Source organism: Microcoleus sp. FACHB-1515 (assembly GCF_014696105.1).
Classification (GTDB): domain Bacteria; phylum Cyanobacteriota; class Cyanobacteriia; order Elainellales; family Elainellaceae; genus JAAUTJ01.
The window spans coordinates 105,237-130,948 of record NZ_JACJPO010000052.1; the positions used below are offsets into that span (position 1 = coordinate 105,237).

Consider the following 25,712-nt stretch of genomic DNA (forward strand, 5'->3'; position numbering starts at 1 on the left):
TTTCACTGCATCGCCTCAATTTGCTGATTCGCTGCCTCTTCTGCCCGCTGCATTGCCTCAGAAAGCGACTGCTCACCCAGCAGCGCACTGATGAACTGATTGTCAAAGTTATTCATCAACGTTTCCGCATACGCTCCCGCCTGCCAAGGTTGCGCGTAAGGTACGCCCGCAATGAACGCCGATCGCAACGGGTCGCGATCGAATCCTAACGTTTTCGCTACCGATTTTCGCGTCGGTAAAGCGAATCCGGTACTTGTCCATCGCTGCATTCCGGCTTTGCTCGTCAGGTAAGAAATCAGTTGCCATGCTTCCGATTTGTGCTCCGATTGCTGATTCATCACGTAGGCAACGGTAAAGGCCGTATTGCTGCGGCGATCGCCCAGCTTCGGAACTTCCGCTGTCCCAAATTCGATATCCGCAAAGGTTTCTTGTAGATAAGGAATTGCCCAATTTCCTTCAATCACCATCGCCACTTTTCCCTGTCCAAACATCTCGCTACCGGAGTTTGTCCCGACGTCAGATTTTTGCGCCGAGGTGCGGTCTTGGCGATACTGATCGATCACAGGTTGCAGTCCCACTATTGCTTTTTCACTTGCAAAAGTTGCTCTCCCTTCGGAGTTTGCGAGTTCGCCGCCCGCTGCTCGAATCATCATGGCTTGACGCGCTAATTCCGGTGCAACCCCAAAGCCATATTGTTCGATTCTTCCATCTTTGTTGGAGTCGATCGTCAGCTTCTTAGAAAATTCCCGCAGTTCATCCCAGGTTTCCGGTGGACGCGACAATCCGGCAGCGGCGAACATTGTTTTGTTGTAGAACAATGCCAACGTTGAGAAGTCTTTCGGAAAGCCGTAAATGCGATTCTCATAGCGAAATGCATTCAGCAATGGTGCTTCAAAATCAGCCGAATCAAAGTCTGAGCCGACATAAGAATCAAGTGGTTCTAGAACGTTTTGACTCACCAAAAACGGTGCTTGAAACACATCCAAATAAAATACATCCGGCGCAGCATCACCGATCAATCGCGTTTTGATCACGTCCATGTATTGATCGTTGATCACTTCATAGCGAATCTTGATTTTTGGATGCGTCTGCTCAAAATCTTGTAAAAGCTGCTGCATCAAACTTTGCTCAGTCGGACTTGCGCCCCAACCGCTGAGCTTCACTGTCACAGCATTCGCATCTAGAGGCGTGGCACTTTGGCAGCTAATCAGCGCGATCGCCACTGCCCACGCGATCGCCACATATCGTAATAACTTTGACTTCAACATCAAATCAAATTTCTAACCGTTGTCCTGCCTCAAATTTTATCGAACCTGCTTCGATCGAAATAGGATCAGTGAAGCTTTACTAATTACAAAAGATGACGACCATTACCGTAACGCTCAAGCTATTTGCCGCCTATCAAGAAGCGTATCAAGTGCCGGAAATGCAGCTTGAATTGCCTGCTGATGCAACGGTTGCCTCGGTACGCGATCGCCTAATCACCGAACACCCCGAACTTGCAAAATGGCGCGATCTCACCCGATTCGGCGTCAATTTACAGTTCGTCGAACCCGAAACACAACTCAAAAACGGCGATGAAGTCGTCCTAATTCCCCCCGTCAGCGGCGGATAACGATCGATCGCCCTCTAGCCGACACCCGATCGAAATTCCGCGATCGCCCTCGAAATGCGATTCAATTTCCGATATGATAAACTAACCTAAATGAGTACAGGTGTATTATGGCGATCATTGCGCTGAAAGCCTGGTATTTGCGCGAATATGAACCCGTCCGCGACCTTGAAAAACGCCCGCACGATCTGCGCCTGAGCAAAAACAGCCTGCTCAAATCCGCGCTCAGAGCCGATTTTCTGGAAGACAGCGAAGAGGTGAAGCAGTCCGAATGGTTTCAGCGCTACCTCGAAGGCGAACCGATCGAGTTTTACATCGAAGGCAGCGGCGGCTACGCGATTTCCAACATCGACCTGATCAGCCACGAAATCTACTTCACCAAGCAAGACATCATGGCGACGCTAGAGCCGATCGTGTTCTTGTGCTATCAAACGCAGTTCAAGGAATCGAGCGAACTGCTCCGCAACGAAATTCAAGCCTACCTCGACAAAGCCAACCGTCGATCGCGCCTGCCCTTGATGCTGGAAGAATCGCACCGTCTCAGCGATGGCCCGATCCGCATGAGCAGTACCCTGATGCGAAAAATTCGCCAAAGTTTGCTGTTCATCGCGGATGGCACGGCGATCGATCGACTGAACACCACGCCCGCCCAGCTAATTCCCAGTCCCAACGTCTGTGTCGAACTCGGCTACGCGCTTCAGTGCAAGCGATCCGAGCAAATTTTGCTGACTCAGATGGAGCGATCGGAATTCGGCGGACAGTTTCCCTTCGATTTGCCCGGACGCAACCGCATCGTCTACAGCAGCAAAACCGATTTGCACAAAAGCTTGCCGGACGCGATCGATCTTCAGCTTCAGCGCTTCAACTTGCTGTAAGCCGAGCTTCGGGCAAAATCAGCGTCGCATCACCAAACGAATAGAAGCGATACTTTTCTCGGATCGCCTCTTCGTATAGGGCAAGCAGGCGCGATCGCCCAATTAGCGCACTCACTAGCATCATCAGGCTGGACTTGGGCAAATGGAAATTCGTGATCAGCCCATCAATTACGCGCCACTCAAAGCCCGGATAGATAAACAAATTCGTTTTGCCGCAGAACGGCTCCAGCTTGCCGCTTTCGGCTGCGGCTCCTTCGAGAGCACGAATTACCGTTGTGCCAACGGCGATGATCCGACCGCCTTGCGATCGCGCCTGCTCAATCCGCTCAACCGTTGCCTTGGGAACTTCCAGCCATTCGCCGTGCATCGGATGCGTCGTAATGTCCTCGACTTCGACCGGGCGAAACGTGCCGATTCCAGTATGCAGCGTCACAAAAGCGCGATCGATTCCTTGTTCTCGAAGGCGATCGAGCAGATCGGGCGTGAAGTGCAAGCCCGCAGTCGGCGCGGCAACGGCTCCCGGTTGCGCGGCGTACACGGTTTGATATTGCTCTGGGTCGATTTCCGCCTGCGTGATGTAGGGCGGCAGGGGAACAACTCCTAGATCCGGCAGCACTTGCAGCAGCGATTTTCCTTCGGGTACGTCGAACTTGAGGATGCGTCCGCCTGTGGCGCGATCGACCGACTGAACGACCGCCTGCACCCACCCGTCACCAAATTCGATCGCCGCACCAGGTTTCAAACGCTTTCCAGGCTTCACCAAGGCCAACCACTGATTCACCTGTTGTTCCTCCAGCAGCAGCACTTCCACCTCAACGCCATTTGACTTACGCCCATACAGTCGGGCGGGAATCACACGAGTATCGTTTAAGACCAGTAGATCGTGCGGGCGCAGCAACTCCGGCAGATCGCGAAAGATGCGATGCTGATGCGTGGTGGGTGAATCGACGACGAGCAGTCGAGCGCTATCTCTGGGTACGACGGGATTTTGAGCGATGCGATCGAGTGGCAGGTCATAGTCGTAGCTGCTCAGTAAGCGATCGAGGTTGGTCGTGGTGTCGGCGTGGGTCATGGATTATCAGGCGATCGAGCAATTGCAATCCGCAAAGTTGCTGAAATTGGGGAGAATTCCCTATGCGAGATCGGGGAGCATTCCCCTACTCGACAGGTCAGCTTTCCTTAACAATAGGAGATGTCGAATTGTTTCGTAACTGCTGGGGTGTTCGCTTCTATGGAATTTCTCTATCACCTCGCGAATGCCAGTTTAACCTTGAGGGTGGTTGAACATCTTCATGGCAGTCCTTGGCTCTCTCTGCGCTTCATCACCGTCATTCACCAGATCGACGGCTGGGTGGTCAAGGTCAAGCTGCTCCACCCGCTGACGGAAGCGGAAGAAGGCAATCTCCGCGCCTATCTCAACGAGCTTGGCATCCCTTGCGAACCGGATATTCGCGTCCGCATGGCGCTGTGGGGTTTGGAAACCGGACAGTCGCCCGTTGAGGTGATGCGTCGCTATCAGGTGGCGATCGTTTCGCACGGTCAGCCCGATCGCACCGAAATCGAAGAATTCCGCCAGCAGTTCGTCCAGGGACTCGGCTATTGCCCGGAAACGCTGGCCTGATCAGGTTAGAAAAATTGAGCAGATGAGTTGGGGGCGTGGGGCTTACGCTCCTTTTTTGTGGTCTTTTGTGATCGATCGCCCTGAAAAACGGGGCATACTGCAAGCTAGCCGTTTTTTGTTTGACAAGACAACCATGTTGAATTCGATTCGGTGTTCGATCGCGATGTTCCGGGAGATTTTAAGTTTGCAACGTGCGATCGTGGCGTTCCGAAGCGGTATCGCGATCGTGCTTCTGGTTTTTTGGGTTTGGATTCCGCCTGCTCAAGCTGCAAATCTCGATCAGATGCAAAAGCTGCTGCAAGAGCGAATTTGCGTCAAGTGTGACCTCAGCGGGGCAGACCTCAAGGACGCAGATTTGCGCGGCGTCAATCTCAATCATGCCAACTTGCAAAGGGCAAACTTGGAGGGTGCAAACTTGGCCGCTGCCAATTTGCGAGATGCTGATTTACGCAAAGCCAATTTGACGCTTGCCAATCTGGTTGCGACTGACTTCAGCGGCGCAAATCTCAAAGAGGCGAACATCTCCAAATCTCGCTATGCCGAGTTGCGCTTGTGCCACACGATCGAACCCAACGGCAAAATGGCCGATCGCAACTGCCCTCGTTCGTCTCGCTGATGCTGAGTGAACCCGCAACTACGCTGACCGACTATGCGCTTGCTCTAGAAGCGATCGTTTTTGCAGGCTGTTTGATTCCACTTCGGCAAACGGCCTGCCATTTCTGGAGCGGAGCATTTGTCTGTCTCGCGATCGCGGCCATTTTGGGCGGCACATTTCACGGCTTCATCTTCTGGCTTGATCCGACGCTGCACAATTGGCTGTGGCGGCTGATGCTCTGTGCGCTGAGCGGCGTCAGCTTTTGCCTGCTGGCCGCTAGCGTGGTGAGTGCTGTGCCGCGATCGCAGCAGTTTGGCTGGTGGACGATCGCGGCTGTTAAAGCTGTTTGCTTCATTGGTCTAGCGCTCTATTTGGCAAATTTCGGGCTGGGCGTTGCGGACTATCTTTCGGCAATGGTGCTAATGTTGATGCTTCAGCTTTGGGGCAGTTCTCTTCGGATTGCAGGCTGGATTGCGGCGGGCGTCTTGGTTTCGGGTTTTGCGGCAGGCGTTCAGCAAAGCGGCTGGGCGATCGGTGTGTTCGATGCGAACGGCCTGTTTCATCTGGTGCAAATGGGCGCGATCGGTTTGTTTTTTCAAGGCGCAAGATTGAGTCAAGATCTCTGAGTCGATCGCCATGCAAAATTTAGCCGAAGTTCAGTGGTTGATTGACCGCACCAAAATTATCGAGACGATTGTTCGTTTTGCGAATGCGCTCGATCGCAAAGACTGGCAAAAGCTGCGCGATTTGCTCACTGAGGAAGTCGCGATCGACTACTCAGAGTTTCGCGGTGAAGCGCCCAAACGCATTGCGGCAGCGGAATATGTACAGCAGCGATCGAAAAGCCTTGCTCATCTGCGAACGCTCCACATCAGCACAAATCATGCAGTCAAAATTCAAGGCAGTTCTGCGGAATGCGATTCCGCCTACTACATTTTTCGACTCGATCCGACGCGCGAAATCAATGCACAGCGGCTTGATACAGCCGGAAATTACTACCATCAGTTCGTCCAAATCGATGAACGCTGGTTGATTTGTGGAATTCGGCAGACGGTGACGGTGAGTGAGGGCGATCGCTCGATTCATCCAGCTTTGCAAGGACAGGCTTTGCAAGGACAATAGAGGGCTGTGAAGCGGTGACTCGATCGCGCTGTAGCCGCTCGCAGAACATGCGCTAGGCTAGATAGGTATCGAGCTTTGCAAAAATCAATACCGCACTCAACGCGAGGACAGCCTCATGAGTCAAACGCTAACGCCACCCCCCGCCAATCTTCAAGATGCTCCGCTTCGTCCGGCTCAAGCCCAACAGTCTGCGGGCTTCCCCGAATTTGTGCAGGAAACCGGAGCGCTGACTCGCCGCTTGTTCATTCAGCTTCAGCGGCGTCCGACGACGCTGATTGCAGGCGTGATTCAGCCGCTGATGTGGCTTTTGCTGTTTGGTGCACTGTTTCAAAATGCGCCGCAGGGCTTGTTTGGCGAGAGCACGAACTACGGTCAGTTTCTGGGCGCAGGCGTAATCGTCTTCACGGCGTTTGCCGGAGCGCTGAACGCCGGATTGCCTGTGATGTTCGATCGCGAATTTGGCTTTCTCAATCGGCTGCTGGTCGCCCCGTTGACTTCGCGCTTTTCGATCGTCCTTGCCTCCGCCATCTTCATCGCCACGCTGAGCATGATTCAAACAGCGGCGATCGTAGCGGCAAGTGCCGCCTTGGGCGCAGGTTTGCCCGGAGCGATCGAACTGTTGCTCGTTGCGGCGATCGTGCTCCTGCTAGTTTTGGGCGTGACGGCGTTGAGCTTGGGTTTAGCGTTTGCGCTGCCTGGTCACGTTGAACTGATTGCGGCCATTTTTGTGACAAACTTGCCGCTTTTGTTTGCAAGTACGGCGCTGGCGCCGCTGGCGTTTATGCCGCGCTGGTTGCAGTGGGTAGCAAGCCTTAATCCCTTGAGCTACGCGATCGAGCCGATCCGCTACCTCTATTTGCATTCCGACTGGTCGCTGGGCAGCGTCGTGATGAATGCGCCGTTTGGTGATGTGACGCTGGGAGCCGCACTGCTGGTTTTGATCGGGTTTGATGCGATCGCCTTTTTGAGCATTCGCGGCTTGCTGCGGCGCACTTTTGCCTGATCGGAATCCTTTCAAACTCCACTACGTCAGCTAGACTAAGCATTAACTCACTCTTTTCAAGCTTGCTATGAAGATTTCTACAGTGCGTGCTGCTGGATTAATGGTCGGAGTGATGGCCTGTGCGATCGCCGCGCCTGCTTTTGCTCAAGCGCCTGTGCAGCCTCCGGCTCGTGGTGGAACAGATGCCCTGCTGCTCAATCCTCAAAGTGGTGACGGTGCTTTCACATCTGATCCGTTTTCGGAGAACGGTAGTGGGCAGATGGGCAGCGTCATGGATTTGGTACAGCGAGCAATTTCGGGCGGATACATGCCCCCCGACGAGTTCAATCGGCAGCAGAGCGAAACGATCAACAGCGAAGCGTCGGATTTTCGATCGCGCCAGCTTGAACTGTTGCAGCAGCAAGTTCAGCCTGCACCTGTGACCACGCCCTAATTCGGCTTCACCTATCAAGAAATTCCACTTCACTCAATGCCCGCTATCATGGCAGGCATTCAGGAAGCCATTTCAATGCGTTTGCGCTTTCAGCCGGAATTTTAATTCGCGGCTTTGCTTCAGTCCTGTATGCAAATTCAAGTGTGAGACGGGCAGCATTACCCAATCGATTCCACGCCTACAGGCAGCGGCAAAACAAGCCTTGCGAAGGGCGATCGCGCAAAGTGGCATTGTTGGCGATTTAGCTTAGCGGCGACTGGTGGTGTCGAGATTCCAGCAGCCGACAACGCGATTGCGGCCTTGCGACTTGGCTTGCAGCAAGTTTTCGTCGGCTCGCCTCAGTAAGCTGATGCCTTTAGCGTCGTCGTCATCCAGCAGCGTTGAAATTCCGGCACTAATTGTGATTTGCAGTTCCAAGCCAGCATTGATTTCAAACGGCTGATCGCCGATCAAGCGACAAATGCGCTGTGCAATCCGTGACGCTCCTTTGCAGTTGGTGTTGCCCAAAATAATCACAAATTCTTCGCCGCCATAGCGAAACGGCGTGTCATAGAAGCGTAGGTTATAGCGCAGCCGCGCTGCTAGCAGCGTCAGAACGCGATCGCCAACCAGATGCCCATAGGTGTCATTGACGTGCTTGAAGAAATCAACATCGAGCATCATCAGGCTAATCGGCGTTTTTTGCGATCGCGCACTGTGTATTTGGCGCGGCAGTTCCCATTCCAAGGCGCGACGGTTGTTCAGTTCGGTAAGCGGGTCGGATAGCGCGATCGCCGACAGCAAATCGTTGGCTCGCATCAGTTCGCGATGGTTTTGCACGCGCCGCAGACCCGATCGAATATGAGCCTGAAGCAAACGCTGCTGTGAAAGAATTTCGGTGTTTGAAGGTTGAAGTACAATCCAGTCATAGCCGTCGGCACTTGCTTCGAGCGCATCGGCGGCGATTGCCTGCTGAATTTGGCGAGCGGGGCAGGGGCGATCGTCAAGCAGAATGCAGCAAATCCACGCGAGTCGGCTTTGGTTTTTCGTTTGGCGACACAGCTCCAGGCAACCGGGCAAGCTTGCCTGCATCACCAAAATGTCCGGCTGTTGAGCTTGAATGAGCGGCGCAGCTTCGTCCGGGTTCGGCGCAACCTCAACGGTAAAAGCGGCCAGTTCTTGAATCGATTTCAGCAGCAACGATCGAAATGCACCGTTGCCGACCAAGAGAATTGATGCATCCATTCAGGGATTTGTAGATCAAAAAATAACACGGATGGAACGGGGATAAATGCAACAACGGCAGCAGCGCCAAACAAAACAACTCCACGCCATCGATCGCAATCAAAAACGACTGGGGGCGATCGGCAGCAAGGAGTGAGGGCGTTTACAAAAGGAGCGTTATCTTAGCATTATTGCTTAACAGGCCAGAAGAAGAAAACTCTTGGAAACAAATTTGCTAGTAGCGAAACTCAATCGAACTCATAAGATTAGACTGCTGCTTTTGACAATTACTCTCATAGTGCCCATTGCCAGCAAGCAAGATGAGATGCGCCATTGAGAGATTTGTCGAATCGAACTGTGATGATTGAAAATGGAAGTCTATCACGCCTGCGCCTGCTCGATCGCTTTTGTCTTCAGTCAAACACATCCCCCTCCCTGGGATTGAAAATGAATTCAAGCGATCGCGTTCCGGTCCATCTTTTTGATTTTTTGTTCGTCCTTCTCTAGTTGCACCACCATGTCCCCAACGCTGAGCGGCTCCGAAATTCGGCAAACCTTTCTTGACTTCTATGCAGCCAGAGGCCACCAGCCCTTGCCCAGTGCCTCACTGGTTCCCGAAGATCCAACTGTGCTGTTGACGATCGCGGGAATGCTGCCGTTTAAGCCGATTTTCCTGGGACAGCGGCAGGCCGAGTTCGATCGCGCCACCACGTCGCAAAAGTGCATCCGCACCAACGATATCGAGAACGTCGGGCGGACGGCGCGTCACCACACTTTCTTTGAAATGCTGGGCAACTTCAGCTTTGGCGACTACTTCAAAGAGCAGGCGATCGCGTGGGCGTGGGAACTTTCGACTCAGGTGTTTGGACTGCCAGCCGATCGACTGGTCGTCAGCGTGTTTCGCGAAGATGACGAAGCCTTCGCAATTTGGCGCGACCAGATTGGCATTCCCGCGCATCGCATTCAGCGCTTAGATGAAGCCGATAACTTTTGGAATTCAGGACCGACTGGTCCCTGTGGGCCTTGCTCTGAGATTTACTACGACTTTCATCCGGAACTGGGAGATGAATCGATCGATCTCGAAGACGATTCGCGCTTCATCGAGTTCTATAACCTCGTGTTCATGCAGTACAACCAGGATGCCGAGGGCAATCTGACGCCGCTGCAAGCGCAAAACATCGACACAGGACTGGGACTGGAGCGGATGGCGCAAATTCTTCAGCGCGTCCCGAACAACTACGAGACAGATTTAATCTTTCCGATCATCAAAACCGCTGCTGAAATCGCCAAAATCGACTACACCCAAGCCGACGAATCCACCAAAGTTTCCCTCAAAGTAATTGGGGATCACGTCCGGGCAGTCGTTCACATGATCGCGGACGGTATCTCCGCCTCGAACTTGGGTCGCGGCTACGTTCTCCGCCGACTGATTCGGCGCGTGGTGCGACACGGGCGACTGGTGGGGATCGATCGCCCCTTCATTCAGGAAGTGGCGGAGACGGCGATCGCCCTGTCCGAGTCGCCCTACCCCGAAGTTCGCGCCCGTGAAGACGCGATCAAAGCCGAACTGCTACTGGAAGAATCGCGCTTTTTGGAAACCTTGGAGCGCGGCGAAAAGCTGCTAAATGAGATCATTGAAAAGCTTCCGCAGGGTTGGCAAATTTCGGGCCACGACGCATTTGTTCTCTATGACACTTATGGTTTTCCACTTGAATTAACTGAGGAAATTGCAGCCGAGAAAAATCGTACTGTTGATGTCACAGAATTCATACTGGAGATGGAAAAGCAGCGCGATCGCTCTCGCGCCGCCCACGAAACGATCGATCTCACCGTCCAAGGCACGATCGACTCGCTGGCTGCCGATCTGCACGAAACCGAATTTTTGGGCTACACGCAGCCGTCCACTCCGGCAGAAGTCAAGCTGTTGCTTGTCGCAGGTCAGCCTGTCGAATCGGCTTCAGCCGGAACGCAAGTCCAAATTGCGCTGGACAAAACGCCGTTTTATGCCGAATCGGGCGGGCAAATTGGCGATCGCGGCTACCTGTCCGGGGCAGATACGCTCGTGCGAATCGAAGATGTCAAAAAAGACGGCGCGATTTTTGTTCACTTTGGCCGCATCGAGCGGGGGTCGCTGAAGCTGGGCGATCGCGTTACGGCTCAAATTGACATTGCCTGTCGCCGTCGCGCTCAAGCGAATCACACCGCTACGCACCTCTTGCAGGCGGCACTGAAGCAAATTGTCGATGACAAGATTTCGCAAGCGGGATCGCTCGTCGCGTTCGATCGCCTCCGCTTCGACTTCAACTGTCCGCGTCCCGTCACGCCCGATGAACTTCAGCAGATTGAAACGCAGGTCAACACTTGGATTGCCGAAGCGCATCAGGCCGATGTGTCGCTGATGCCGCTGACCGAAGCGAAAGCCAAAGGCGCAACCGCGATGTTTGGCGAAAAATACGGCGATGAAGTGCGCGTGATCGATTTTCCGGGCGTGTCGATGGAGCTTTGTGGCGGCACACATGTCAGCAACACGGCAGAAATTGGCTTGTTCAAAATCGTTTCCGAAACCGGAGTTGCAGCCGGAATTCGCCGGATTGAAGCGATCGCTGGCCCCTCGGTTCTGGAATATCTCAACGTTCGCGATCGCGTCGTCCGTGACTTGAGCGATCGCTTCAAGGCCAAACCCGAAGAAGTTCTCGATCGCGTTACGGGACTGCAAACCGAACTCAAATCCACGCAAAAGCAGCTAGAGCAACTGAAAGCAGAACTGGCGATCGCCAAATCCGACGCGCTTTTGTCGGAAGCGCAATCGATCGGGGATCTGAAAGTTCTCGTTGCTCAGCTTGATGGCGTCGATGCAGATGCGCTCAAGGTTGTAGCGGAACGACTCTTGCAAAAGCTAGGCGAGGGCGCGATCGTCCTCGGTTCCGCCGTTGATCCTAACAAGGTCAGCTTGGTTGCCGCTTTCAGTTCGGCTGTGAACCAAAAAGGCTTGCAGGCCGGAAAGTTCATCGGCGGAATTGCCAAAATCTGCGGCGGCGGCGGCGGCGGGCGTCCCAACTTCGCGCAGGCGGGCGGACGCGATGCTAGCAAACTACCTGACGCGATCGCCACCGCCCGCCAGCAAATTGAAGCCAGCCTAACGTGAGGCCGACTGCGGCACGTCGATCGAAACGGTGGATTCGATCGGCACTCCGTTGTGCGTCAAAGCTTCATGTCCGTTGGCGTTGAGGCTGACGGTAATCTCGTGTCTGCCCGGAGGCAAACTTTCCAGGTAGTACCAGTTGCCGTACAGCCGCACAATTTTCTCGCCGCCCACATACAGATGCGCGTGTCCCTCGGTCGGGACGCTCGTCTGGTTGACGCGCTCTGGCGCAAACGCAAAATTCGTCAGTTGCACTTCCAGATTCCAGCCGCGTCGATCGTCCGGGTGAACGACAAGGTTCACCGTTGGCACAGGCTGACCTGGGGGAATTTCCAGCGTTCCGTGTGCATGGTCTTCGCCGTGTGCATGATCTTCGCCATGACCGTGACGGGGCATTGTTTCAGCGGATGGATGGCCGGATTCTTCGTGAGCCACATCTTCGTGAGCCACAACAGGCGTCATGAAAAACATGAAAATTCCAGCGGCAATCAACAGCGATCGATTCATAGTGAGAGACAAACTGCGAAATCAAAACTTCTACATCGATCGATATTGACGATCGATCGAGTCCGCAGTCAAAAGACAACCTGTCAAACTGCTTCTGTCTCCATTCCTCGCTAAACTAAATCGAAGAACCTCTCCTTGTTTCGCCATGCCACCGCTGCCTGAACCGCGTCCGCGTCAGCTATCGCTGGGGCCACTGGAAACCGAAATTCTCGAAATCATCTGGTCGCTTGGTACGGCCACCGTCAAGGAAATTCACGATCGCATCCTGGCCGATCCCGATCGCGAGCTTGCCTACACGTCCGTCACAACCGTTCTGCGCCGACTGGCCGAAAAAGGCTGGCTGGTCTGCGACAAGCAGGATCGGGCATTTGTGTGGCGGGCGATCGTCTCGCAGGAAGAAGCCCAAATTCATCAGGCACACGATCGCCTGCATCGCTTTTTGGCAGTGGGCAATCCTGATGTTGTCGCCGCCTTTGCCGACAGTTTGGATGCCGCCAGCCTCAATCAGCTTGAAGCGATCGCCCAGCGGATCAAAGCCGCCCGACAGAAGCGGGAGGAAGCATAATGCACCTGAGCTTGATTTTGGTTGCGATCGCGCTGGCCTGGAGCATTCGCCGCTGGGCATTTCGTCCGCTGAACGGGCATCGCTGGCAGCAAACGCTAGAGCAATTTTTGCTGCCGCCCTTACTGTTTTTGCTGGCGATCGTTGCCGTCCTGTGCATGGGCACACAAGGGCAGATGCTCGGTTTGCCTGCGGGCTGGCTCGGTTGCGGCTTGGCGTGGGGCGCGATCGCATACGCTCTGCTGCGCGGCGTTCTGCTGGCAGGACAGGCGGCAAACTCGATCGCGCAGGTGCGATCGATTCCCATCGTGACGATTTCCACAGGGGAAGTTGCTCAAACGCCCGTTCGTTTAGTTGAAAGTGAAAGTGCGATCGCGGCTCAGATTGGCTTTTGGCAACCCGACCTCGTCATCAGTCGCGGCCTGATCGAGTTGCTGACGCCCGATCAGCTTGCCGCCGTTTTGACACATGAACAAGCGCACCAGCAGTATCGCGATACCTTCTGGTTTTTCTGGCTGGGCTGGGTGCGACAGTTGACCGCTTGGCTTCCACGCACCGAAGCGCTGTGGCAAGAACTGCTGCTGCTGCGCGAACTGAGAGCCGATCGATGGGCTTCCCAACAGGTTGATCCCCTGCTGCTAGCCGAATCGCTGCTGTTGGTGGTGCAGTCGCCTTTGCAGGAGGAAGAATATTGTGCGGCGTTTAGCGCAATTGCTCCCGCAACTCGATTAGAAGAACGCATCGACGCCCTATTGAGTGAACCCATAGCCGAAGCAGGCCTTACTTTATCTTGGCGGTGGCTGCTGCCGATTTTGCCACTGTTGACTTTGTTGTTGCATCGTTAGCGCGTGGTTTCAAACCGCATGATCCTCCCCGACCCTCCTTAGCAAGGAGGGAGCTAAACCCCGCACTCTCCACCTTGTTAAGAGCAGGGCGAATTCGTTGACAGAAGGAAAATGAGCGGCGCGAGTTGTCGGATAGCAATTGCGAAGATCAGTCCATTTGAATGAGTTTAAGCTTTCAGCCGGAAATTGATCTCACGGCCTCTGCCGCTGTCCTGACTCATTCGACTGCTTCACGTTCTAGGCGATCGCACCTCATGCAGAATTCCAACTTCAGCGATCGCGCAGCGCTCCGGGAACCGTATCGCGCAGCGCAGAGTGAACGGTATTGCCCCACCTTGCCGCTCATCCTTTTGATCGGACTTCCTGGCAGCGGCAAAACCACGATCGCGCAACACATCCAAACCCTCAACAGCGGCTACCTAGTGATCTCAACCGATCGCATCCGTGCCGAACTGTTTGGCGACGAAGCCATCCAAGGAGCTTGGCCGCTGATCGAGCGATCGCTTCACCAGAAAATGCAGCAGGCGATTCGGCAAATTCAGCAGCAGCAGGCGATCGCCGTTCTCTACGATGCCACGAATGCCGTCAGGCGCGATCGACGGCGATTTTTACAGCAGGCGCGATCGATCGGCTTCAATCACCTGACGGGCTTGTGGATCGATACGCCACTCGACTTGTGTTTGCAGCGCAATCAGCAGCGATCGCGCCAAGTTCCTGAACCTGTGATTTTACGGATGCATCGCCGCCTGATGGGAGCGCCGCCCTCGCTAGCTGAAGGATTGGACTGTTTGATTCGCTACCCTACGATCGAAGCTCTGCCTTGCGATAGAGCGATCGCACCGTCATAATTCAGCGTCACGTCTGACAATAGAAAATGCATCCTTCAGGTCGTCATCATGCCCATCATCTCGGTCGAAGCGCTCAACAAAACCTATCCCGTTGCCGTCAAACAGCCGGGATTCAAAGGCACGATCGAGCATTTCTTTCGCCGCACCTACCGCAGCATCCACGCCGTTCAAGATGTTTCGTTTGCGATCGAACCCGGAGAAGTCGTTGGCTTTTTGGGACCAAACGGAGCCGGAAAAACCACGACGCTGAAAATGCTTACCGGATTGATTCGTCCGTCTTCTGGTCAGGTGAGCGTGGCGGGACAAATTCCCTTTCGGCGCGATCGCGATTTTCTGCAAAAAATTACGCTCGTTATGGGGCAAAAGCAGCAGCTTATTTGGGATCTGCCTGCGCTCGATTCACTTCGCATTAATGCCGCCGTTTATGGCATTGGCGATCGTGAATTTGCGGGGCGCGTTGAAGAACTAACGGAAATGCTTTCCCTGCAAACCAAGCTGACTCAACCTGTCCGCAAACTCTCGCTCGGTGAACGCATGAAAGCCGAATTAATGGCTGCACTGATTCACCGACCGAAAGTTCTATTTCTCGATGAACCGACCTTGGGCCTTGACGTAAATGCACAAGTTAATGTCCGCGATTTCTTGCGGGAATATAACGAACGCTATCAGGCGACCGTATTGCTCACCAGTCACTATATGGCCGATATCACGGCACTTTGCGATCGCGTCCTGCTGATCTACAGCGGCAAATTGATCTACGACGGTAGCCTCGATTCGCTGCTAGAACGGTTCGCTCCATATCGTGAAGTCAAAGTGGAACTCGCGGAAGGTTGCGCGACTGAGCAGTTGAAAAGTTATGGTGAGATAGGATCGATCGAAGGTTGCGTGGTCAGCTTCATCGTTCGTCGGGAAGATTTAACAAATACGATTTCTCGCATTCTTGCCGACCTAAAAGTATTAGATATGACCGTTACTGATCCGCCTGTTGAAGAAGTGATCGGGCGTGTTTTTGCCGCAGGAGCCGTTGCATGAATTGGATTTGGCGCAAAGCAAGAACAATCCTAACTGTCTACTATGCCTACATGCTTGAATATCGAGCAGAACTGATTTTATGGGTGCTGTCTGGAACGCTGCCGCTGATTTTGATGGGCGTTTGGGTTGAAGCATCACAGACTGGAGATTTTGCTTTATCTCCTGAACAGTTTGTTCGCTATTTTTTGGCCGTTTTTCTAGTGCGACAGTTCACGGTTGTCTGGGTAATTTGGGAGTTTGAGCGCGAAATTGTTGAGGGTCGCTTATCGATGCGACTGCTACAGCCGATCGATCCTGGTTGGCATCATCTCGCATCACATTTTGCTGAAAAATTTGCCCGTTTGCCGTTTGCATTTCTGCTGATTGGATTATTTTTCTGGCTCTATCCGCAAGCCGCTTGGATTCCCTCGCTCGCCCAGCTTCTTCTCTTTTTGATCAGCGTCACGTTCGCCTTTTTGCTGCGATTTATCATGCAGTACACGATGGCAATGTTGGCCTTTTGGACAGAAAGAGCGAGCGCGATCGAAAACTTTTCGTTCCTGTTTTTTCTCTTCCTTTCCGGCATGATTGCTCCGCTAGAAACTTTTCCGCCGATCGTGCGGGCGATCGCTTTGTGGACGCCGTTTCCCTACCTGATTGCTTTTCCCGCCAGTCTCCTCGTCGGTTTGCCGCAAAATATTCCGGCTGGATTTGCCGCAATGATCGGCTGGGGCGTGATTTTCTTTGGGCTAAATCGCTGGCTGTGGCGGCGTGGCCTGCGGCAATATTCTGGCATGGGCGCATAAGACCGAAGCTAGATGGTTGCTGCTTGGGAATCTTCGACCTGACTAGGCGGATTTTGCAGCTTCAGCGGCAGTTCGATCGAGAACTGCGTTCCCTCATTCACTGTAGAGATGCAGTGCAGTTGACCTTGATGCTGCTCGACAATGATTTGATAGCTGATGGCTAAGCCCAATCCGGTTCCGTCGCCCACAGGTTTTGTGGTGAAAAACGGATCAAACATGCGCGATCGCACTGCTTCCGGCATGCCGCAGCCATTGTCTGAAATGTGAATTGCAACTCCTGTTGCGCGGGTGGCCGTTGCGATCGTAATCCTGGGAACTTCATCCAGCGAGCGATTGCAAAACTTCGCGTCAATCGCGTCGATCGCGTTGTCAATCAGGTTCATCACTACTTGATTGAGTTGACCCGCAAAGCATTCGATCGGCGGCAGCGGCGCGTACTGCTTGGTCAGGACGATTGCAGAGCGATTGGGCAGCGCTTTGAAGCGATGCTGAAGTAACAGCAATGTGCTGTCGATGCCGTCATGCAAATTCACGAGTTTTTGCTGCGCTTCATCAAGCCGCGAGAAGTTACGCAAACTCAAAACAATTTCACAGATGCGATCGGTTCCGGTTCGCATGGAATCGATTAGGTGGGGCAGATCTTGCAGCACAAACGGCAAATCGACGGCTTGGGCATGAACTTGAATTGGGCTACAAGGCTGCGGATAGTGCTGCTGATACAGTTCGATCGCCTGCACCAGATCGTCAACGTAGCGGCTCAAGGGGGCAAGATTGCCGTGAATAAAGCTGACCGGATTGTTGATTTCATGGGCAATTCCCGCCACCATTTGCCCCAGAGACGACATTTTTTCTTGCTGCACCAGTTGCGCCTGCGCCTGCTTGAGCGTTTGCAGCGCCTGCGATAGTTCCTCGGTGCGATCGCGCACTTTGGTTTCCAAATCTTCGTTGCTGGTTTCGAGTGACACAAACGAATTGCGAAGCTGCTCGCTCATGCGGTTGAACGATCGCGCCAGCACGTCCAGTTCGCGAATGGGCGATCGCGCGACTTGCTGATCAAGCTGGCCGTTTGCCATCGCTGCGGATGCCGCGCTTAGCCGCCGCACAGGTTGGGCAATCCAGCGGGCTGTCAGCAAACCGAGCAGCGTCGAGACCAGCAAAGCCAGCAGGCACAGCAAAATCGTGGTGCGCCGATTAGCGTGAATTTGCGCCATGAAGTCAGATTCGGGCACGGTGATCACAACAAGCCAATCCAAACCGAACGCATCGCGCCAAGGCGTCACCTGCACATACTGATGTTCGCCCTCGAAATTAAAATCAAGCTGCTGGCTGGTTTGGATGCCAGGAAGATTGCCCTGTTCCAGCAGAAAGCGGCTGGTCGATCGAATCAGCGGATCGCGGCTGTCGATCGCCTGCAACCGTTTTGCCACTTCTCCATCCCGCTCCACAAACGGCTGCTCAGCACTGGAACTGGCGACCAGTAGGCTGTTGCGCTCGATGATGAAGGCTTTTCCATTCGGGCTGACTTGAAGCTGTCGGAGAAAATCACTAATCTTCGACAGCAGTAGATCAACGCCAATCACCCCAACGATTTGATCTTGAGCATCATAAATCGGCTGACTAAAAGCGATCGAAATATTGATCGGAGGTGCGTCCCCATCCCAGATATAAATTTTGCTCCAGGTGGGTTTGCCAGCAGCCAGCGCATCCACGTACCATGCTTCTCGACGGTAATCGTAGGTGGGATCGGTTCCGCTCTCCACGCGATCGCCTCGGTCGTTCACGATGCTGTAGCTCATCACCTGATTGGTTGCGGCGGAGATTTGGCTGATTGCCATGCCGTCCGCCGGATTGTTTGTGACTTGACCTGCTCCAGCAAACTCGCCTGTTACTTTTCCATAGTTAATATAGCCAGCATTAAATAGCTTGGCCTGCCGCCAGAAATAGCGACCAATTGATGCATAGTCATTCGGCCTGAGCAAGCCTTGATCGATTGCGTCGATCGTCATCTGATTAATTTGTCTGGGCGTTTCCAGATAGCTGTCAAGATGCTGATCGATGCGGTTGCTCATCTCGCTACGCAGTTGGCTTGCCAGCGATTCAACGGCTTTTTGCCCGTTTCGGAGCGAGAAATATCCGGTTAGTCCCACAGCCGTAAAGATTTGCAGCACAAATGGAACCACCAGCACCAATCGAAGAGAAACAGGTTTCATAAGAACAACAGCGATCGCTGCAAACAACTTCAAAACTAGCTGAGATAGGCTGAAACAGAAAATCGATCGCTTTTCTAGTACTCCCTAACTACTCTGAAACGATGCCGAAAATACTTGCAGCTCAAGCAAATGTTCCCCAATGTCCTCTTGCGAACATTATTACTCGCAGTGTTGCATTTCGCAAAAAAGCCTCAGTACGCTGCGGTTGAAGCTGCCCTGTTTCTGTTCTGGGGTGCGTTTAAAGAATCTTTTGATGGTTAGATTGCCTGATGGAGATCCCCCTAAATCCCCCTTGAGAACCCGGACTTTGAGGGGTGGTTCGGCTCCCTCCTTGTTATGGGCTGGGGAGGATCAAGCGGGTTTTAAGGCACGCCCTAGTTCTGCTGGCTGGTAGAAAGAATCCTGATTCAAATCAAGCTTGCAATACAGCGCGATCGATTCATCCAGCCAAGCGGCTGCAAAAAGCTTGATATCAGTGGTAATTCGTATCCTTAGCTACTGCAAATTATCTCAGCTTGTATACAGTATGCACTAGCGCTACGATACAAGCAGCATCTCAATATCTGCCGCTTTTTGGAGGTTTGTCCAACATGGTCACAAGCTACCGCCCCACGCTGTCAATTAATCGCGATCGCCTCGCGCAAAGCATTGTCCAGCTTGCGGCGATCGGCGCACTTCCCAATGGCGGCGTCCGGCGAATTGCCTACAATTCCAAAGATGTGCAGGCGCGACGCTTGGTGCAAGACTGGATGCAGGCAACCGGAATGAGCGTGCGGCTCGATTCGGCAGGCAACATCATCGGGCGCTATCCGGGACGAATCGCCGACGCGCCTGCTTTGGCAACCGGATCGCACATCGACACTGTGCCAATGGGCGGACGATATGACGGCGCTTTCGGCGTTTTGGCCGGATTAGAAGTGGTGCGGACGCTGAACGAAAGCAGATCGCAGCTTGACCATCCGATCGAAGTTATCGTCTTCACTGACGAAGAAGGCAGCATGATCGGCAGCAAGGCAATGGCGGGTCATGTCAATCCCGACCCCGACTACTATCGCCGTCCCGACGGCACGTCGATTCAAGCGTGTCTCGATCGCGTCGGTGGCAACTGGGACACGATCGCCCAAGCGCGTCGCACCAGTCAGGACATTGCGGCGTTTGTCGAACTGCATGTCGAGCAAGGGCCAATTTTGGAATCGATGGGCAAAGCGATCGGCGTTGTGGAAGGCATTGTCGGCCAGCGACGCTTCACCATTACGGTCGAAGGACGAGCCAATCACGCAGGCACAACGCCAATGTCGATGCGGCAAGATGCGCTTGTGGCTGCGTCGCAAATCGTGCTGGCAATTAACCGATTGGCCTTGACTCCAGGGCAGCAGGTGGCAACGGTCGGACAGATGCAGGTGACTCCGAACGCTGCGAACGTTGTTCCAGGCAAAGTTGAGATGAGTTTGGACATTCGCGATATGTCAAATTTGCATCTCGATCGCCTGCTGGAACAGTTGCGGATGCGAATCGATGCGATCGCGTTTGAAACACAATGCACCATTCAAATGTCACCCCGTTTGCACAACGAACCTGCTCCTGCAAAGCTGCATATTCAGCAGGCGATCGTGCAGGTCTGCCAAGAATTCGGCTTGAGCTACACGCATCTGCCGAGTCGTGCCAGCCACGATGCTCAAGAAATGGCGCGATTTACTGACATGGGGATGATTTTTGTTCCCAGTCAGGAAGGCTTGAGCCATGCGGAGGCGGAATATACCTCACCAGAACACTGTACACAGGGTGCAGATACGCTGCTGCAAACGCTGCTGAAGCTCGATCAGCATTATTCTTGCTAGGTTCTCAGTAGCGGAACACCATTCAATTTAAGATGCCTTCGTTCCCCTCACCCCTCACCCTCAGGGAGAGGAGGGCAACAGCGCTTCTGGTTCCTGTTCTCCTCCAAGGAGTTGGGTAAGGGATGAGGGCGATTTCGCTTCTGACAACTCATCTTGGCTTCCTACTGAGTAGCTTAATTCGCTTTACATCTCAGCTCTTACAGGCTCAATCTCCCTAGCCCGACTACCCCTTTCAATTACACCAAAGAGAGGCGCGATCGCTCCACAATTCGTCCGCATTGGTACGAACAAAACAGTCCAGAAATTGTCAGACTAGTGGGCAAATTCTCGGAAGAACTTTGTGAATCAACAAGGTTTTGCCTGGAATTGCAATTCATCTTCAGCTCGCGTTCATCTGAAGAAGTTATCGGGAACTCTGAACGTAGTGAATCACTCTATCTCAGTTCACATGGTTCATTTTGTCCCCGTCCGGCAGGTTGATATGACAGGCTCTGAAGATTCCGTGTCGCTCTCAGAGCATTTGAAGGATGCAGAGCAGCAGCGACTTGCAACGTTGACTGCACTTGGCCTGCTCGAATCCGAGAGCGTACCCATCTTTGAGGAAGCAACCCAAACGGCGGCTCGTCTGCTTGATGCGCCGATCTGTATCTTTAGCTTGATCGATCGCGATCGCCAGTGGTTTAAATCTGCGGTTGGCCTATCACGCATCGGCCTCAAAAACGAACTTGCTTTGTCACGCCAGTTGCCTCGGCAAGATTCATTCTGTGCCCATGTGATTGAAACAAAGCAGGTGCTGGCGATCGCAGACACTCGGCAACATGCCGTTTTTGCTGATCGAGTGTTGACCCAGCGATATGGCATTCGAGCTTATCTTGGTGTACCGCTCATTGCCGCAGACAATAGCTGCTTGGGCACATTGGCTGTATTCACTTTGTCGCCACGTGAATTCACCTCGCGTGACATCGAGCTATTGGAACTGGTTGCTCACTGGAGCATCAGCGAGTTTGAGCGTGATTTTCTTTGGCGCTGTGGAGCCTATCAGTTGTTGAATGCGCCGAAGCCTCTGGATGCCGTTCCAGCGATCGAACCAGTCGACGCGACTTTTTCAAGCGTGAGTGCGGTGAAGGCGAATCTGCTCCATCACATGACGCAAGAACTGCGTACTCCGCTGACTTCAATTTTGGGCATGACCAGCATTCTCCATCGTGAAATTTACGGACCACTCACGGACAAGCAAAAGAAATATATGGATATCGTTCACCAAAGCGGGCAAACGCTGCTCTCACTGGTGAATGAAATTACGAATCTCGGTGCGATCGACCAGCGCGATCGTCGTTTGGATCTCAATCCGGTTGATGTGGAGATGCTGTGTCAGCAAGCGCTGATTGCGATCGAGCAGACCGCTCAGTGCAGCGCTCAGCAGGTGCGGCTAACGATCGAGCCAGGATCGCGAATTTGGCTGCTTGATAAAGTCAAAGTGCGGCAGATGATCTATCAGTTAATCTTTAGCGTTCTGCAAGCGGCAACCGAGGGCAGCACGATTCGCCTGCATATCTCGCGCAAGCATCAGCAGTTACAGTTCATCGTTTGGACTTCGCATCCTTGGCTGGGAGAAGGATTACCTGCCCTGATGCTGACCGCAGGTGCGTTTACCAACGCAGGCGAAATGACGGACGACCCGACCGAGTTTGATGTCAATGTTGTGCCGCAGTTGCAAAGCGATCGCATCACGCGGCAGCAACTCAGCTTGCAACTGAGCGCACAGCTTGCCGAACTGCATGGTGGACAGCTAATGCTGCAAGGTTCAGCAGAAGAAGGCTATCGCTATGTTGTTAGTTTACCGGAGGCGATCGAAATGCTTGAAGAAGCCTGAAATCCTAACTGTGATAAAAATCACATACAATCTCGCCAAATATCACTGAGTTCTTTTCAACTGTCTTTGATACTGTAAACATTCTGTTCCTGTTACTTGCTATGACTGCCCATTTGCATCTGCCGTCCGCTTCGATCGAGCAGATTGTGACTCAAATTTTGGCAACCCGCCGCATTACCCGCCGCGTCCAGCAGCACTTTATGCAGACGGCACTCTCTCAAGGCCAATTAAGTCAGGCCGAGCGAGTGCTGATCGATCGCGTGTTTGAAGCGTTGCGTAGCGGCTTGGTGAAAGTAGTTGATTAGTCGGGCGTGGCATCCTGCGGCTTGGTGAAGCGCTGAATCAGCAGTTGCAGCGCCAGTGCAACCAGCCCCAAGGCCACAATGCCAAATACCATCGTGCCCAAGGTACTCACGCCCACGATCATGGTACGCACCAATCCGGCCAGTCGTGCGGCCAGCGGATTGTTGAAGGCGATCGGCTTGTCATAGGTGGAAACGATCGCCATCGTCAGCCGATACATGACCAGCGCTAAACTGCCTGCAATCAAAGCTCCAGTCATGCAGCGCAAAGGTGTTGGCGATACGGATTTGACAGGGGTGGACTCAGGGCTAGGAGAAGTCATTGTTCAACCACAAGCGGCATCTTTCACGGTAGACGATCGCGCCCAAGTCCGAGCGATCGAACAACCAAAATTAACGCATCGCCAGCGTCAAATCAGGTTCGGACTCGAACGCCCGTTGGCCTGAAGGGTGCAACCCAAAAATCAACGTCCGTAAACTCGGCAGCAAGGCGCGATCGCATTTCTTCCGCCGCTGCCCGCGACTCTGTTAGGCTAAAAACGGTTGGTCCCGACCCTGACATCATCGCCCCGATCGCGTCAACTTGCATTCGGTTTCGCAAATCAGCGACAGGCGGATGTGCAGGCAGGACTACTTTTTCAAGGTCGTTGTTGAGATGCTGGGCGATCGCTTGACTGTCTTTGTGAACGATCGCCGCGACGATCGCGCCGGAGTGGGGATGCGGCGAATCTTGAGTCAAGTCGGCGTAGGTGTGTCCGAACTGCTGGCGATAGGTTTGGTATGCCCAAGGCGTGGAAACCGAAAGGGTGCGGTGCTTTCCCAACAGAGCAACCAGGTGGTCTAAATCCGGCAGCGGCGCAAGTTTTTCGCCTCGACCTGTAGCGATCGCTGTGCCGCCGGAGATGCAGAACGGCACATCCGAGCCGAGTTTTGCGCCCAAATCTTGCAGTTCCGCCTGCGTTAAGCCCAAATTCCACATCAAATCGAGGCCGACCAGCACCGCCGCCGCATTCGTCGAGCCGCCTGCCAGCCCTGCCCCAACCGGAATTCGCTTTTCCACCGCGATATCGACAGCGCCAAATTTGCTGAACGCTTCTGGAAAGGATTCAGCGATCAAAACAGCGGCACGATGAGCCAGATTCGATCGATCGCTGGGCACAAGCGGGTGATCGCAGTAGACGCGAAACTCGTCCGTGCCGTTTGCTCTCAGGTCGATTCGATCGCTCAAGTCCACGCTCTGCATAATCATTGCCAGTTCGTGATAGCCGTCTGCGCGACTGCCAATAATTTCCAGGTAAAGATTGATTTTGGCGGGAGCCAGCAGCGAATAGGAACGCATGGGAATTACGATACAGGCGTTTGTCATCCTAGCCGATCGCGGGAGCGATCGCGTACTTTTAGAACAGAACGAGAACAGAACAGCGATGCGGTAAAGGAATGCGCGACGGTATTTATACTTTGGCAAATGATGCCGTTTATGACCAGCTTGTTGCTTTGCTTAACAGTATCGAGGCAAATGCTGGCCGCGATTTTCCGATTTGCGTGATTGCCTATGACAATCGACTTGACAAAATTCGAGCTGAAATTTCTAATCGATCGCAGGTAACTTTACTAGAAGATCCAGCAATTCTGCAGCGCTGGCGAAATTTTTCACTTCAAGTTTGGCAAACCCATTCAACGGCTTTGCAGCAGTGGCAGTCAAAAGGAATTCCTAGCGTTTATCGACTCAACTGCAATCACCGCTATGCTGCATTTGATCTCGATGCGCCGTTCGATCGATTTCTGTATCTTGACGCTGATACGCTTTTGTTGAACTCACCAAAACTATTTTTTGAAAATCTCGATTGTCATGATTTTGTTACCTATGACTTTCAGTTCAAAGATCCATCACATATTTTCAATTTATACTCCGAAAAACTTGGTCAGTGCTTCAGCGCAGAACAGCTAAAGCAGATTTTTTGCTCTGGCTGTTTCGCCGCGAGGCGCGGATTATTTTCTGAACAGCAGCGCGATCGCCTGATTCAGCAGCTTGCTGCTGGTGAATCTGAAGTGCTGTATCTATCGGCTCCGAATCAATCGGTTTTGAACTACATGGCGTTGCGCTCGAGCCTGTCGATTCATAATCTCGCCTTGCATCTGCCAGAATCCATTCGGACAGGAAACGCGGTAACATCAACGCATTTTGAGCAGCGAGGAATGCAGTTGTTCGATCGCGATCGCCGCCTCACTTATCTACACTATATTGGCTTGTCTCCATTGATTTTTCAAGCAGTTTGTCGAGGTGAGAATCTGGATTTTCCCTACCGCAACTTATTTCTCGACTACCGCTATTTCCATCAGCCGAATTTGCGCCCAAGGTTTCGCCAGCCCTTGCGCCCTCACAACGCACTGCCAAGTTTGCCGCAGCGAGTTTTAAGAAAAATCGGTGTGAGATAAACAATGTATCAGGGGATTTATATTACGGCAAACGATCGCGTCCTCGACCAGTCGACCGCCTTAGTCAACAGCATTCGTCACTACGATCCTGTTGTTCCAATTATTTTGATTCCTTACGATAACGTTTATAAAGAAACTGCTACATACTTACAGAAATACGACGTTTCCATCTATGCAAACTTAGATTTAGTCGAAGAATTATCGATCGCGGTTCAAAGAATTTTCGGCAAGCGCTTTTTTGCCCGACCGAATCAATTTCGGAAGCAGGCTTGCTGGTTTGGTGAGTTCGATCGATTTCTGTATATTGATACTGATATTCTGGTGTTCGATCGCATCATCCAGACACTCAACTATCTCGATCAATATGATTTTGTTTGCGCTGACTATCAGCATCGCGGCGGTTTGACAAATGTTTTCGACCAAAAGATCATCGAAGACCAAGTTTTTCCAGTTGATATTTCGCAACAAATTTTCAACTGTGGATTTTGGGGATCAAAAAAAGGATTAATTTCAAAAACAGATTTACTAGAGACGTTTGCAGAATGTGCTGCACATCCAGAGTACTTTGACTTTTCGCAAAAAGTCTCCGACCAGCCGATTATCAACTATCTAATCTTGAAGCGGATTGCGAAGCGAATTAATCTTGTGCACCGATCGCTTCAGCCTGGAAATTGGGCGGGCAGTCCGCATTTTATTCAACAGGGTTCTGTGTTATTTGATCCGCGATCGCAGCAGCCGTTGCAGTACCTTCACTGGGCAGGAATTCGGATTGAACCGGAATGCCCGTATTGGCAGATTTGGCAGCACTATCGCAATTTATCTCAAGACTGATTGAAACTGCACTTGCTTCTCTCTTTGGGGAGTGAAC

The 25,712-nt window shown here is 52.9% G+C and carries 26 protein-coding genes; 19 read left to right on the top strand and 7 right to left on the bottom strand.

Annotated features, from left to right (window positions below):
- Positions 1-2: 2 nt before the first annotated feature.
- The gene (locus tag H6F67_RS17655) at positions 3-1,268 is read right to left on the bottom strand and encodes an ABC transporter substrate-binding protein (RefSeq protein WP_190767930.1); all 1,266 of its coding nucleotides are present in this window, start codon (positions 1,266-1,268) and stop codon (positions 3-5) included.
- A 92-nt stretch (positions 1,269-1,360) separates the two neighbouring features.
- Here H6F67_RS17655 and moaD point away from each other — a divergent pair, with 92 nt between their 5' ends.
- Together moaD and H6F67_RS17665 are read left to right on the top strand one after the other, a co-directional pair.
- Complete coding sequence (gene moaD / locus H6F67_RS17660) at positions 1,361-1,615, top strand: molybdopterin converting factor subunit 1 (RefSeq protein WP_190767931.1); 255 nt, start codon at positions 1,361-1,363, stop codon at positions 1,613-1,615.
- 107 nt (positions 1,616-1,722) lie between these two features.
- Positions 1,723-2,487, top strand: coding sequence for a hypothetical protein (locus H6F67_RS17665; RefSeq protein ID WP_190767932.1), 765 nt, complete (start codon positions 1,723-1,725; stop codon positions 2,485-2,487).
- On the opposite strand, the gene queA is transcribed toward H6F67_RS17665, so the two are convergent.
- Positions 2,474-3,559 carry a tRNA preQ1(34) S-adenosylmethionine ribosyltransferase-isomerase QueA gene (gene queA, locus H6F67_RS17670; protein WP_190767933.1) on the bottom strand — a complete coding sequence of 362 codons (1,086 nt, stop codon included), beginning with the start codon at positions 3,557-3,559 and terminating at the stop codon, positions 2,474-2,476. The genes H6F67_RS17665 and queA overlap by 14 nt on opposite strands.
- A 159-nt stretch (positions 3,560-3,718) precedes the next feature.
- Between queA and H6F67_RS17675 the strand changes: the two genes are divergently transcribed.
- From H6F67_RS17675 to H6F67_RS17700, 6 genes are all read left to right on the top strand, one after another.
- The gene (locus tag H6F67_RS17675) at positions 3,719-4,108 is read left to right on the top strand and encodes a hypothetical protein (RefSeq protein ID WP_190767934.1); all 390 of its coding nucleotides are present in this window, start codon (positions 3,719-3,721) and stop codon (positions 4,106-4,108) included.
- 133 nt (positions 4,109-4,241) lie between these two features.
- Positions 4,242-4,724: a pentapeptide repeat-containing protein gene (locus H6F67_RS17680; RefSeq protein WP_190767935.1), complete on the top strand. Its 483-nt coding sequence runs from the start codon at positions 4,242-4,244 to the stop codon at positions 4,722-4,724.
- Positions 4,661-5,329 (top strand): DUF6962 family protein, encoded by a 669-nt coding sequence (locus tag H6F67_RS17685; RefSeq protein ID WP_190767936.1) that lies wholly within the window; start codon positions 4,661-4,663, stop codon positions 5,327-5,329. The genes H6F67_RS17680 and H6F67_RS17685 overlap by 64 nt, the downstream gene beginning before the upstream one ends.
- Positions 5,330-5,339: 10 nt before the next feature.
- On the top strand, positions 5,340-5,825 hold the full coding sequence (locus H6F67_RS17690; RefSeq protein WP_190767937.1) for a nuclear transport factor 2 family protein: 486 nt from the start codon (positions 5,340-5,342) through the stop codon (positions 5,823-5,825).
- Between the two features lie 115 nt (positions 5,826-5,940).
- The gene (locus H6F67_RS17695) at positions 5,941-6,828 is read left to right on the top strand and encodes an ABC transporter permease (protein WP_190767938.1); all 888 of its coding nucleotides are present in this window, start codon (positions 5,941-5,943) and stop codon (positions 6,826-6,828) included.
- A gap of 67 nt (positions 6,829-6,895) precedes the next feature.
- Positions 6,896-7,261, top strand: a complete 366-nt coding sequence (locus tag H6F67_RS17700) for a hypothetical protein (RefSeq protein WP_190767939.1) — start codon at positions 6,896-6,898, stop codon at positions 7,259-7,261.
- 246 nt (positions 7,262-7,507) lie between these two features.
- Here H6F67_RS17700 and H6F67_RS17705 read toward each other — a convergent pair whose 3' ends face one another.
- Positions 7,508-8,485, bottom strand: coding sequence for a diguanylate cyclase (locus tag H6F67_RS17705; protein ID WP_190767940.1), 978 nt, complete (start codon positions 8,483-8,485; stop codon positions 7,508-7,510).
- A gap of 496 nt (positions 8,486-8,981) precedes the next feature.
- Here H6F67_RS17705 and alaS point away from each other — a divergent pair, with 496 nt between their 5' ends.
- Positions 8,982-11,609 (top strand): alanine--tRNA ligase, encoded by a 2,628-nt coding sequence (alaS, locus tag H6F67_RS17710; protein WP_190767941.1) that lies wholly within the window; start codon positions 8,982-8,984, stop codon positions 11,607-11,609.
- Here the strand turns inward: alaS and H6F67_RS17715 are convergent.
- Positions 11,601-12,113 carry a hypothetical protein gene (locus H6F67_RS17715; protein WP_190767942.1) on the bottom strand — a complete coding sequence of 171 codons (513 nt, stop codon included), beginning with the start codon at positions 12,111-12,113 and terminating at the stop codon, positions 11,601-11,603. The genes alaS and H6F67_RS17715 overlap by 9 nt on opposite strands.
- 145 nt (positions 12,114-12,258) lie before the next feature.
- Here H6F67_RS17715 and H6F67_RS17720 point away from each other — a divergent pair, with 145 nt between their 5' ends.
- The 5 genes from H6F67_RS17720 to H6F67_RS17740 all read left to right on the top strand — a co-directional run bounded on the left by H6F67_RS17720 (position 12,259) and on the right by H6F67_RS17740 (position 16,185).
- Complete coding sequence (locus H6F67_RS17720; RefSeq protein WP_190767943.1) at positions 12,259-12,678, top strand: BlaI/MecI/CopY family transcriptional regulator; 420 nt, start codon at positions 12,259-12,261, stop codon at positions 12,676-12,678.
- On the top strand, positions 12,678-13,520 hold the full coding sequence (locus tag H6F67_RS17725; protein ID WP_190767944.1) for a M56 family metallopeptidase: 843 nt from the start codon (positions 12,678-12,680) through the stop codon (positions 13,518-13,520). Before H6F67_RS17720 ends, H6F67_RS17725 begins: the two co-directional genes overlap by 1 nt.
- A 161-nt stretch (positions 13,521-13,681) precedes the next feature.
- Positions 13,682-14,368, top strand: a complete 687-nt coding sequence (locus tag H6F67_RS17730; protein WP_242020690.1) for an AAA family ATPase — start codon at positions 13,682-13,684, stop codon at positions 14,366-14,368.
- Between the two features lie 48 nt (positions 14,369-14,416).
- Entirely contained in the window at positions 14,417-15,400 is a 984-nt protein-coding gene (locus H6F67_RS17735; protein ID WP_190767945.1) for an ATP-binding cassette domain-containing protein, read from the top strand.
- Positions 15,397-16,185, top strand: a complete 789-nt coding sequence (locus H6F67_RS17740) for an ABC-2 family transporter protein (RefSeq protein ID WP_190767946.1) — start codon at positions 15,397-15,399, stop codon at positions 16,183-16,185. Before H6F67_RS17735 ends, H6F67_RS17740 begins: the two co-directional genes overlap by 4 nt.
- An 8-nt stretch (positions 16,186-16,193) precedes the next feature.
- Here H6F67_RS17740 and H6F67_RS17745 read toward each other — a convergent pair whose 3' ends face one another.
- Entirely contained in the window at positions 16,194-18,395 is a 2,202-nt protein-coding gene (locus H6F67_RS17745; RefSeq protein WP_190767947.1) for an ATP-binding protein, read from the bottom strand.
- A 590-nt stretch (positions 18,396-18,985) separates the two neighbouring features.
- On the opposite strand from H6F67_RS17745, the gene H6F67_RS17750 reads away from it, so the two are divergent.
- The 3 genes from H6F67_RS17750 to H6F67_RS17760 all read left to right on the top strand — a co-directional run bounded on the left by H6F67_RS17750 (position 18,986) and on the right by H6F67_RS17760 (position 22,411).
- Positions 18,986-20,233: a Zn-dependent hydrolase gene (locus H6F67_RS17750; protein WP_190767948.1), complete on the top strand. Its 1,248-nt coding sequence runs from the start codon at positions 18,986-18,988 to the stop codon at positions 20,231-20,233.
- Positions 20,234-20,681: 448 nt separating this feature from the next.
- Complete coding sequence (locus H6F67_RS17755) at positions 20,682-22,106, top strand: HAMP domain-containing sensor histidine kinase (RefSeq protein ID WP_242020691.1); 1,425 nt, start codon at positions 20,682-20,684, stop codon at positions 22,104-22,106.
- 101 nt (positions 22,107-22,207) lie between these two features.
- Complete coding sequence (locus tag H6F67_RS17760; protein ID WP_190767949.1) at positions 22,208-22,411, top strand: hypothetical protein; 204 nt, start codon at positions 22,208-22,210, stop codon at positions 22,409-22,411.
- On the opposite strand, the gene H6F67_RS17765 is transcribed toward H6F67_RS17760, so the two are convergent.
- Together H6F67_RS17765 and ispE are read right to left on the bottom strand one after the other, a co-directional pair.
- Positions 22,408-22,731: a DUF3082 domain-containing protein gene (locus H6F67_RS17765; protein WP_190767950.1), complete on the bottom strand. Its 324-nt coding sequence runs from the start codon at positions 22,729-22,731 to the stop codon at positions 22,408-22,410. The two genes, H6F67_RS17760 and H6F67_RS17765, sit on opposite strands and share 4 nt — an antisense overlap.
- Before the next feature lie 92 nt (positions 22,732-22,823).
- Positions 22,824-23,747, bottom strand: coding sequence for a 4-(cytidine 5'-diphospho)-2-C-methyl-D-erythritol kinase (gene ispE / locus H6F67_RS17770; protein WP_190767951.1), 924 nt, complete (start codon positions 23,745-23,747; stop codon positions 22,824-22,826).
- A gap of 98 nt (positions 23,748-23,845) precedes the next feature.
- Between ispE and H6F67_RS17775 the strand changes: the two genes are divergently transcribed.
- Together H6F67_RS17775 and H6F67_RS17780 are read left to right on the top strand one after the other, a co-directional pair.
- Positions 23,846-24,844, top strand: coding sequence for an Npun_R2821/Npun_R2822 family protein (locus H6F67_RS17775; protein WP_190767952.1), 999 nt, complete (start codon positions 23,846-23,848; stop codon positions 24,842-24,844).
- A gap of 3 nt (positions 24,845-24,847) precedes the next feature.
- Complete coding sequence (locus tag H6F67_RS17780; protein ID WP_190767953.1) at positions 24,848-25,675, top strand: Npun_R2821/Npun_R2822 family protein; 828 nt, start codon at positions 24,848-24,850, stop codon at positions 25,673-25,675.
- The last annotated feature ends 37 nt before the right edge of the window (positions 25,676-25,712 follow it).

Coding starts and splice junctions, on each gene's coding strand:
- H6F67_RS17740 (WP_190767946.1), top strand. CDS start 15,397: ATGAATTGGATTTGGCGCAAAGCAAGAACAATCCTAACTGTCTACTAT.
- H6F67_RS17655 (WP_190767930.1), bottom strand. CDS start 1,268: ATGTTGAAGTCAAAGTTATTACGATATGTGGCGATCGCGTGGGCAGTG.
- H6F67_RS17760 (WP_190767949.1), top strand. CDS start 22,208: ATGACTGCCCATTTGCATCTGCCGTCCGCTTCGATCGAGCAGATTGTG.
- H6F67_RS17680 (WP_190767935.1), top strand. CDS start 4,242: ATGTTGAATTCGATTCGGTGTTCGATCGCGATGTTCCGGGAGATTTTA.
- moaD (WP_190767931.1), top strand. CDS start 1,361: ATGACGACCATTACCGTAACGCTCAAGCTATTTGCCGCCTATCAAGAA.
- H6F67_RS17765 (WP_190767950.1), bottom strand. CDS start 22,731: ATGACTTCTCCTAGCCCTGAGTCCACCCCTGTCAAATCCGTATCGCCA.
- H6F67_RS17665 (WP_190767932.1), top strand. CDS start 1,723: ATGGCGATCATTGCGCTGAAAGCCTGGTATTTGCGCGAATATGAACCC.
- ispE (WP_190767951.1), bottom strand. CDS start 23,747: ATGCGTTCCTATTCGCTGCTGGCTCCCGCCAAAATCAATCTTTACCTG.
- H6F67_RS17755 (WP_242020691.1), top strand. CDS start 20,682: ATGGTTCATTTTGTCCCCGTCCGGCAGGTTGATATGACAGGCTCTGAA.
- H6F67_RS17775 (WP_190767952.1), top strand. CDS start 23,846: ATGCGCGACGGTATTTATACTTTGGCAAATGATGCCGTTTATGACCAG.
- H6F67_RS17720 (WP_190767943.1), top strand. CDS start 12,259: ATGCCACCGCTGCCTGAACCGCGTCCGCGTCAGCTATCGCTGGGGCCA.
- H6F67_RS17730 (WP_242020690.1), top strand. CDS start 13,682: ATGAGTTTAAGCTTTCAGCCGGAAATTGATCTCACGGCCTCTGCCGCT.
- H6F67_RS17705 (WP_190767940.1), bottom strand. CDS start 8,485: ATGGATGCATCAATTCTCTTGGTCGGCAACGGTGCATTTCGATCGTTG.
- H6F67_RS17715 (WP_190767942.1), bottom strand. CDS start 12,113: ATGAATCGATCGCTGTTGATTGCCGCTGGAATTTTCATGTTTTTCATG.
- H6F67_RS17690 (WP_190767937.1), top strand. CDS start 5,340: ATGCAAAATTTAGCCGAAGTTCAGTGGTTGATTGACCGCACCAAAATT.
- H6F67_RS17745 (WP_190767947.1), bottom strand. CDS start 18,395: ATGAAACCTGTTTCTCTTCGATTGGTGCTGGTGGTTCCATTTGTGCTG.
- H6F67_RS17700 (WP_190767939.1), top strand. CDS start 6,896: ATGAAGATTTCTACAGTGCGTGCTGCTGGATTAATGGTCGGAGTGATG.
- H6F67_RS17750 (WP_190767948.1), top strand. CDS start 18,986: ATGGTCACAAGCTACCGCCCCACGCTGTCAATTAATCGCGATCGCCTC.
- queA (WP_190767933.1), bottom strand. CDS start 3,559: ATGACCCACGCCGACACCACGACCAACCTCGATCGCTTACTGAGCAGC.
- alaS (WP_190767941.1), top strand. CDS start 8,982: ATGTCCCCAACGCTGAGCGGCTCCGAAATTCGGCAAACCTTTCTTGAC.
- H6F67_RS17780 (WP_190767953.1), top strand. CDS start 24,848: ATGTATCAGGGGATTTATATTACGGCAAACGATCGCGTCCTCGACCAG.
- H6F67_RS17675 (WP_190767934.1), top strand. CDS start 3,719: ATGGAATTTCTCTATCACCTCGCGAATGCCAGTTTAACCTTGAGGGTG.
- H6F67_RS17695 (WP_190767938.1), top strand. CDS start 5,941: ATGAGTCAAACGCTAACGCCACCCCCCGCCAATCTTCAAGATGCTCCG.
- H6F67_RS17725 (WP_190767944.1), top strand. CDS start 12,678: ATGCACCTGAGCTTGATTTTGGTTGCGATCGCGCTGGCCTGGAGCATT.
- H6F67_RS17735 (WP_190767945.1), top strand. CDS start 14,417: ATGCCCATCATCTCGGTCGAAGCGCTCAACAAAACCTATCCCGTTGCC.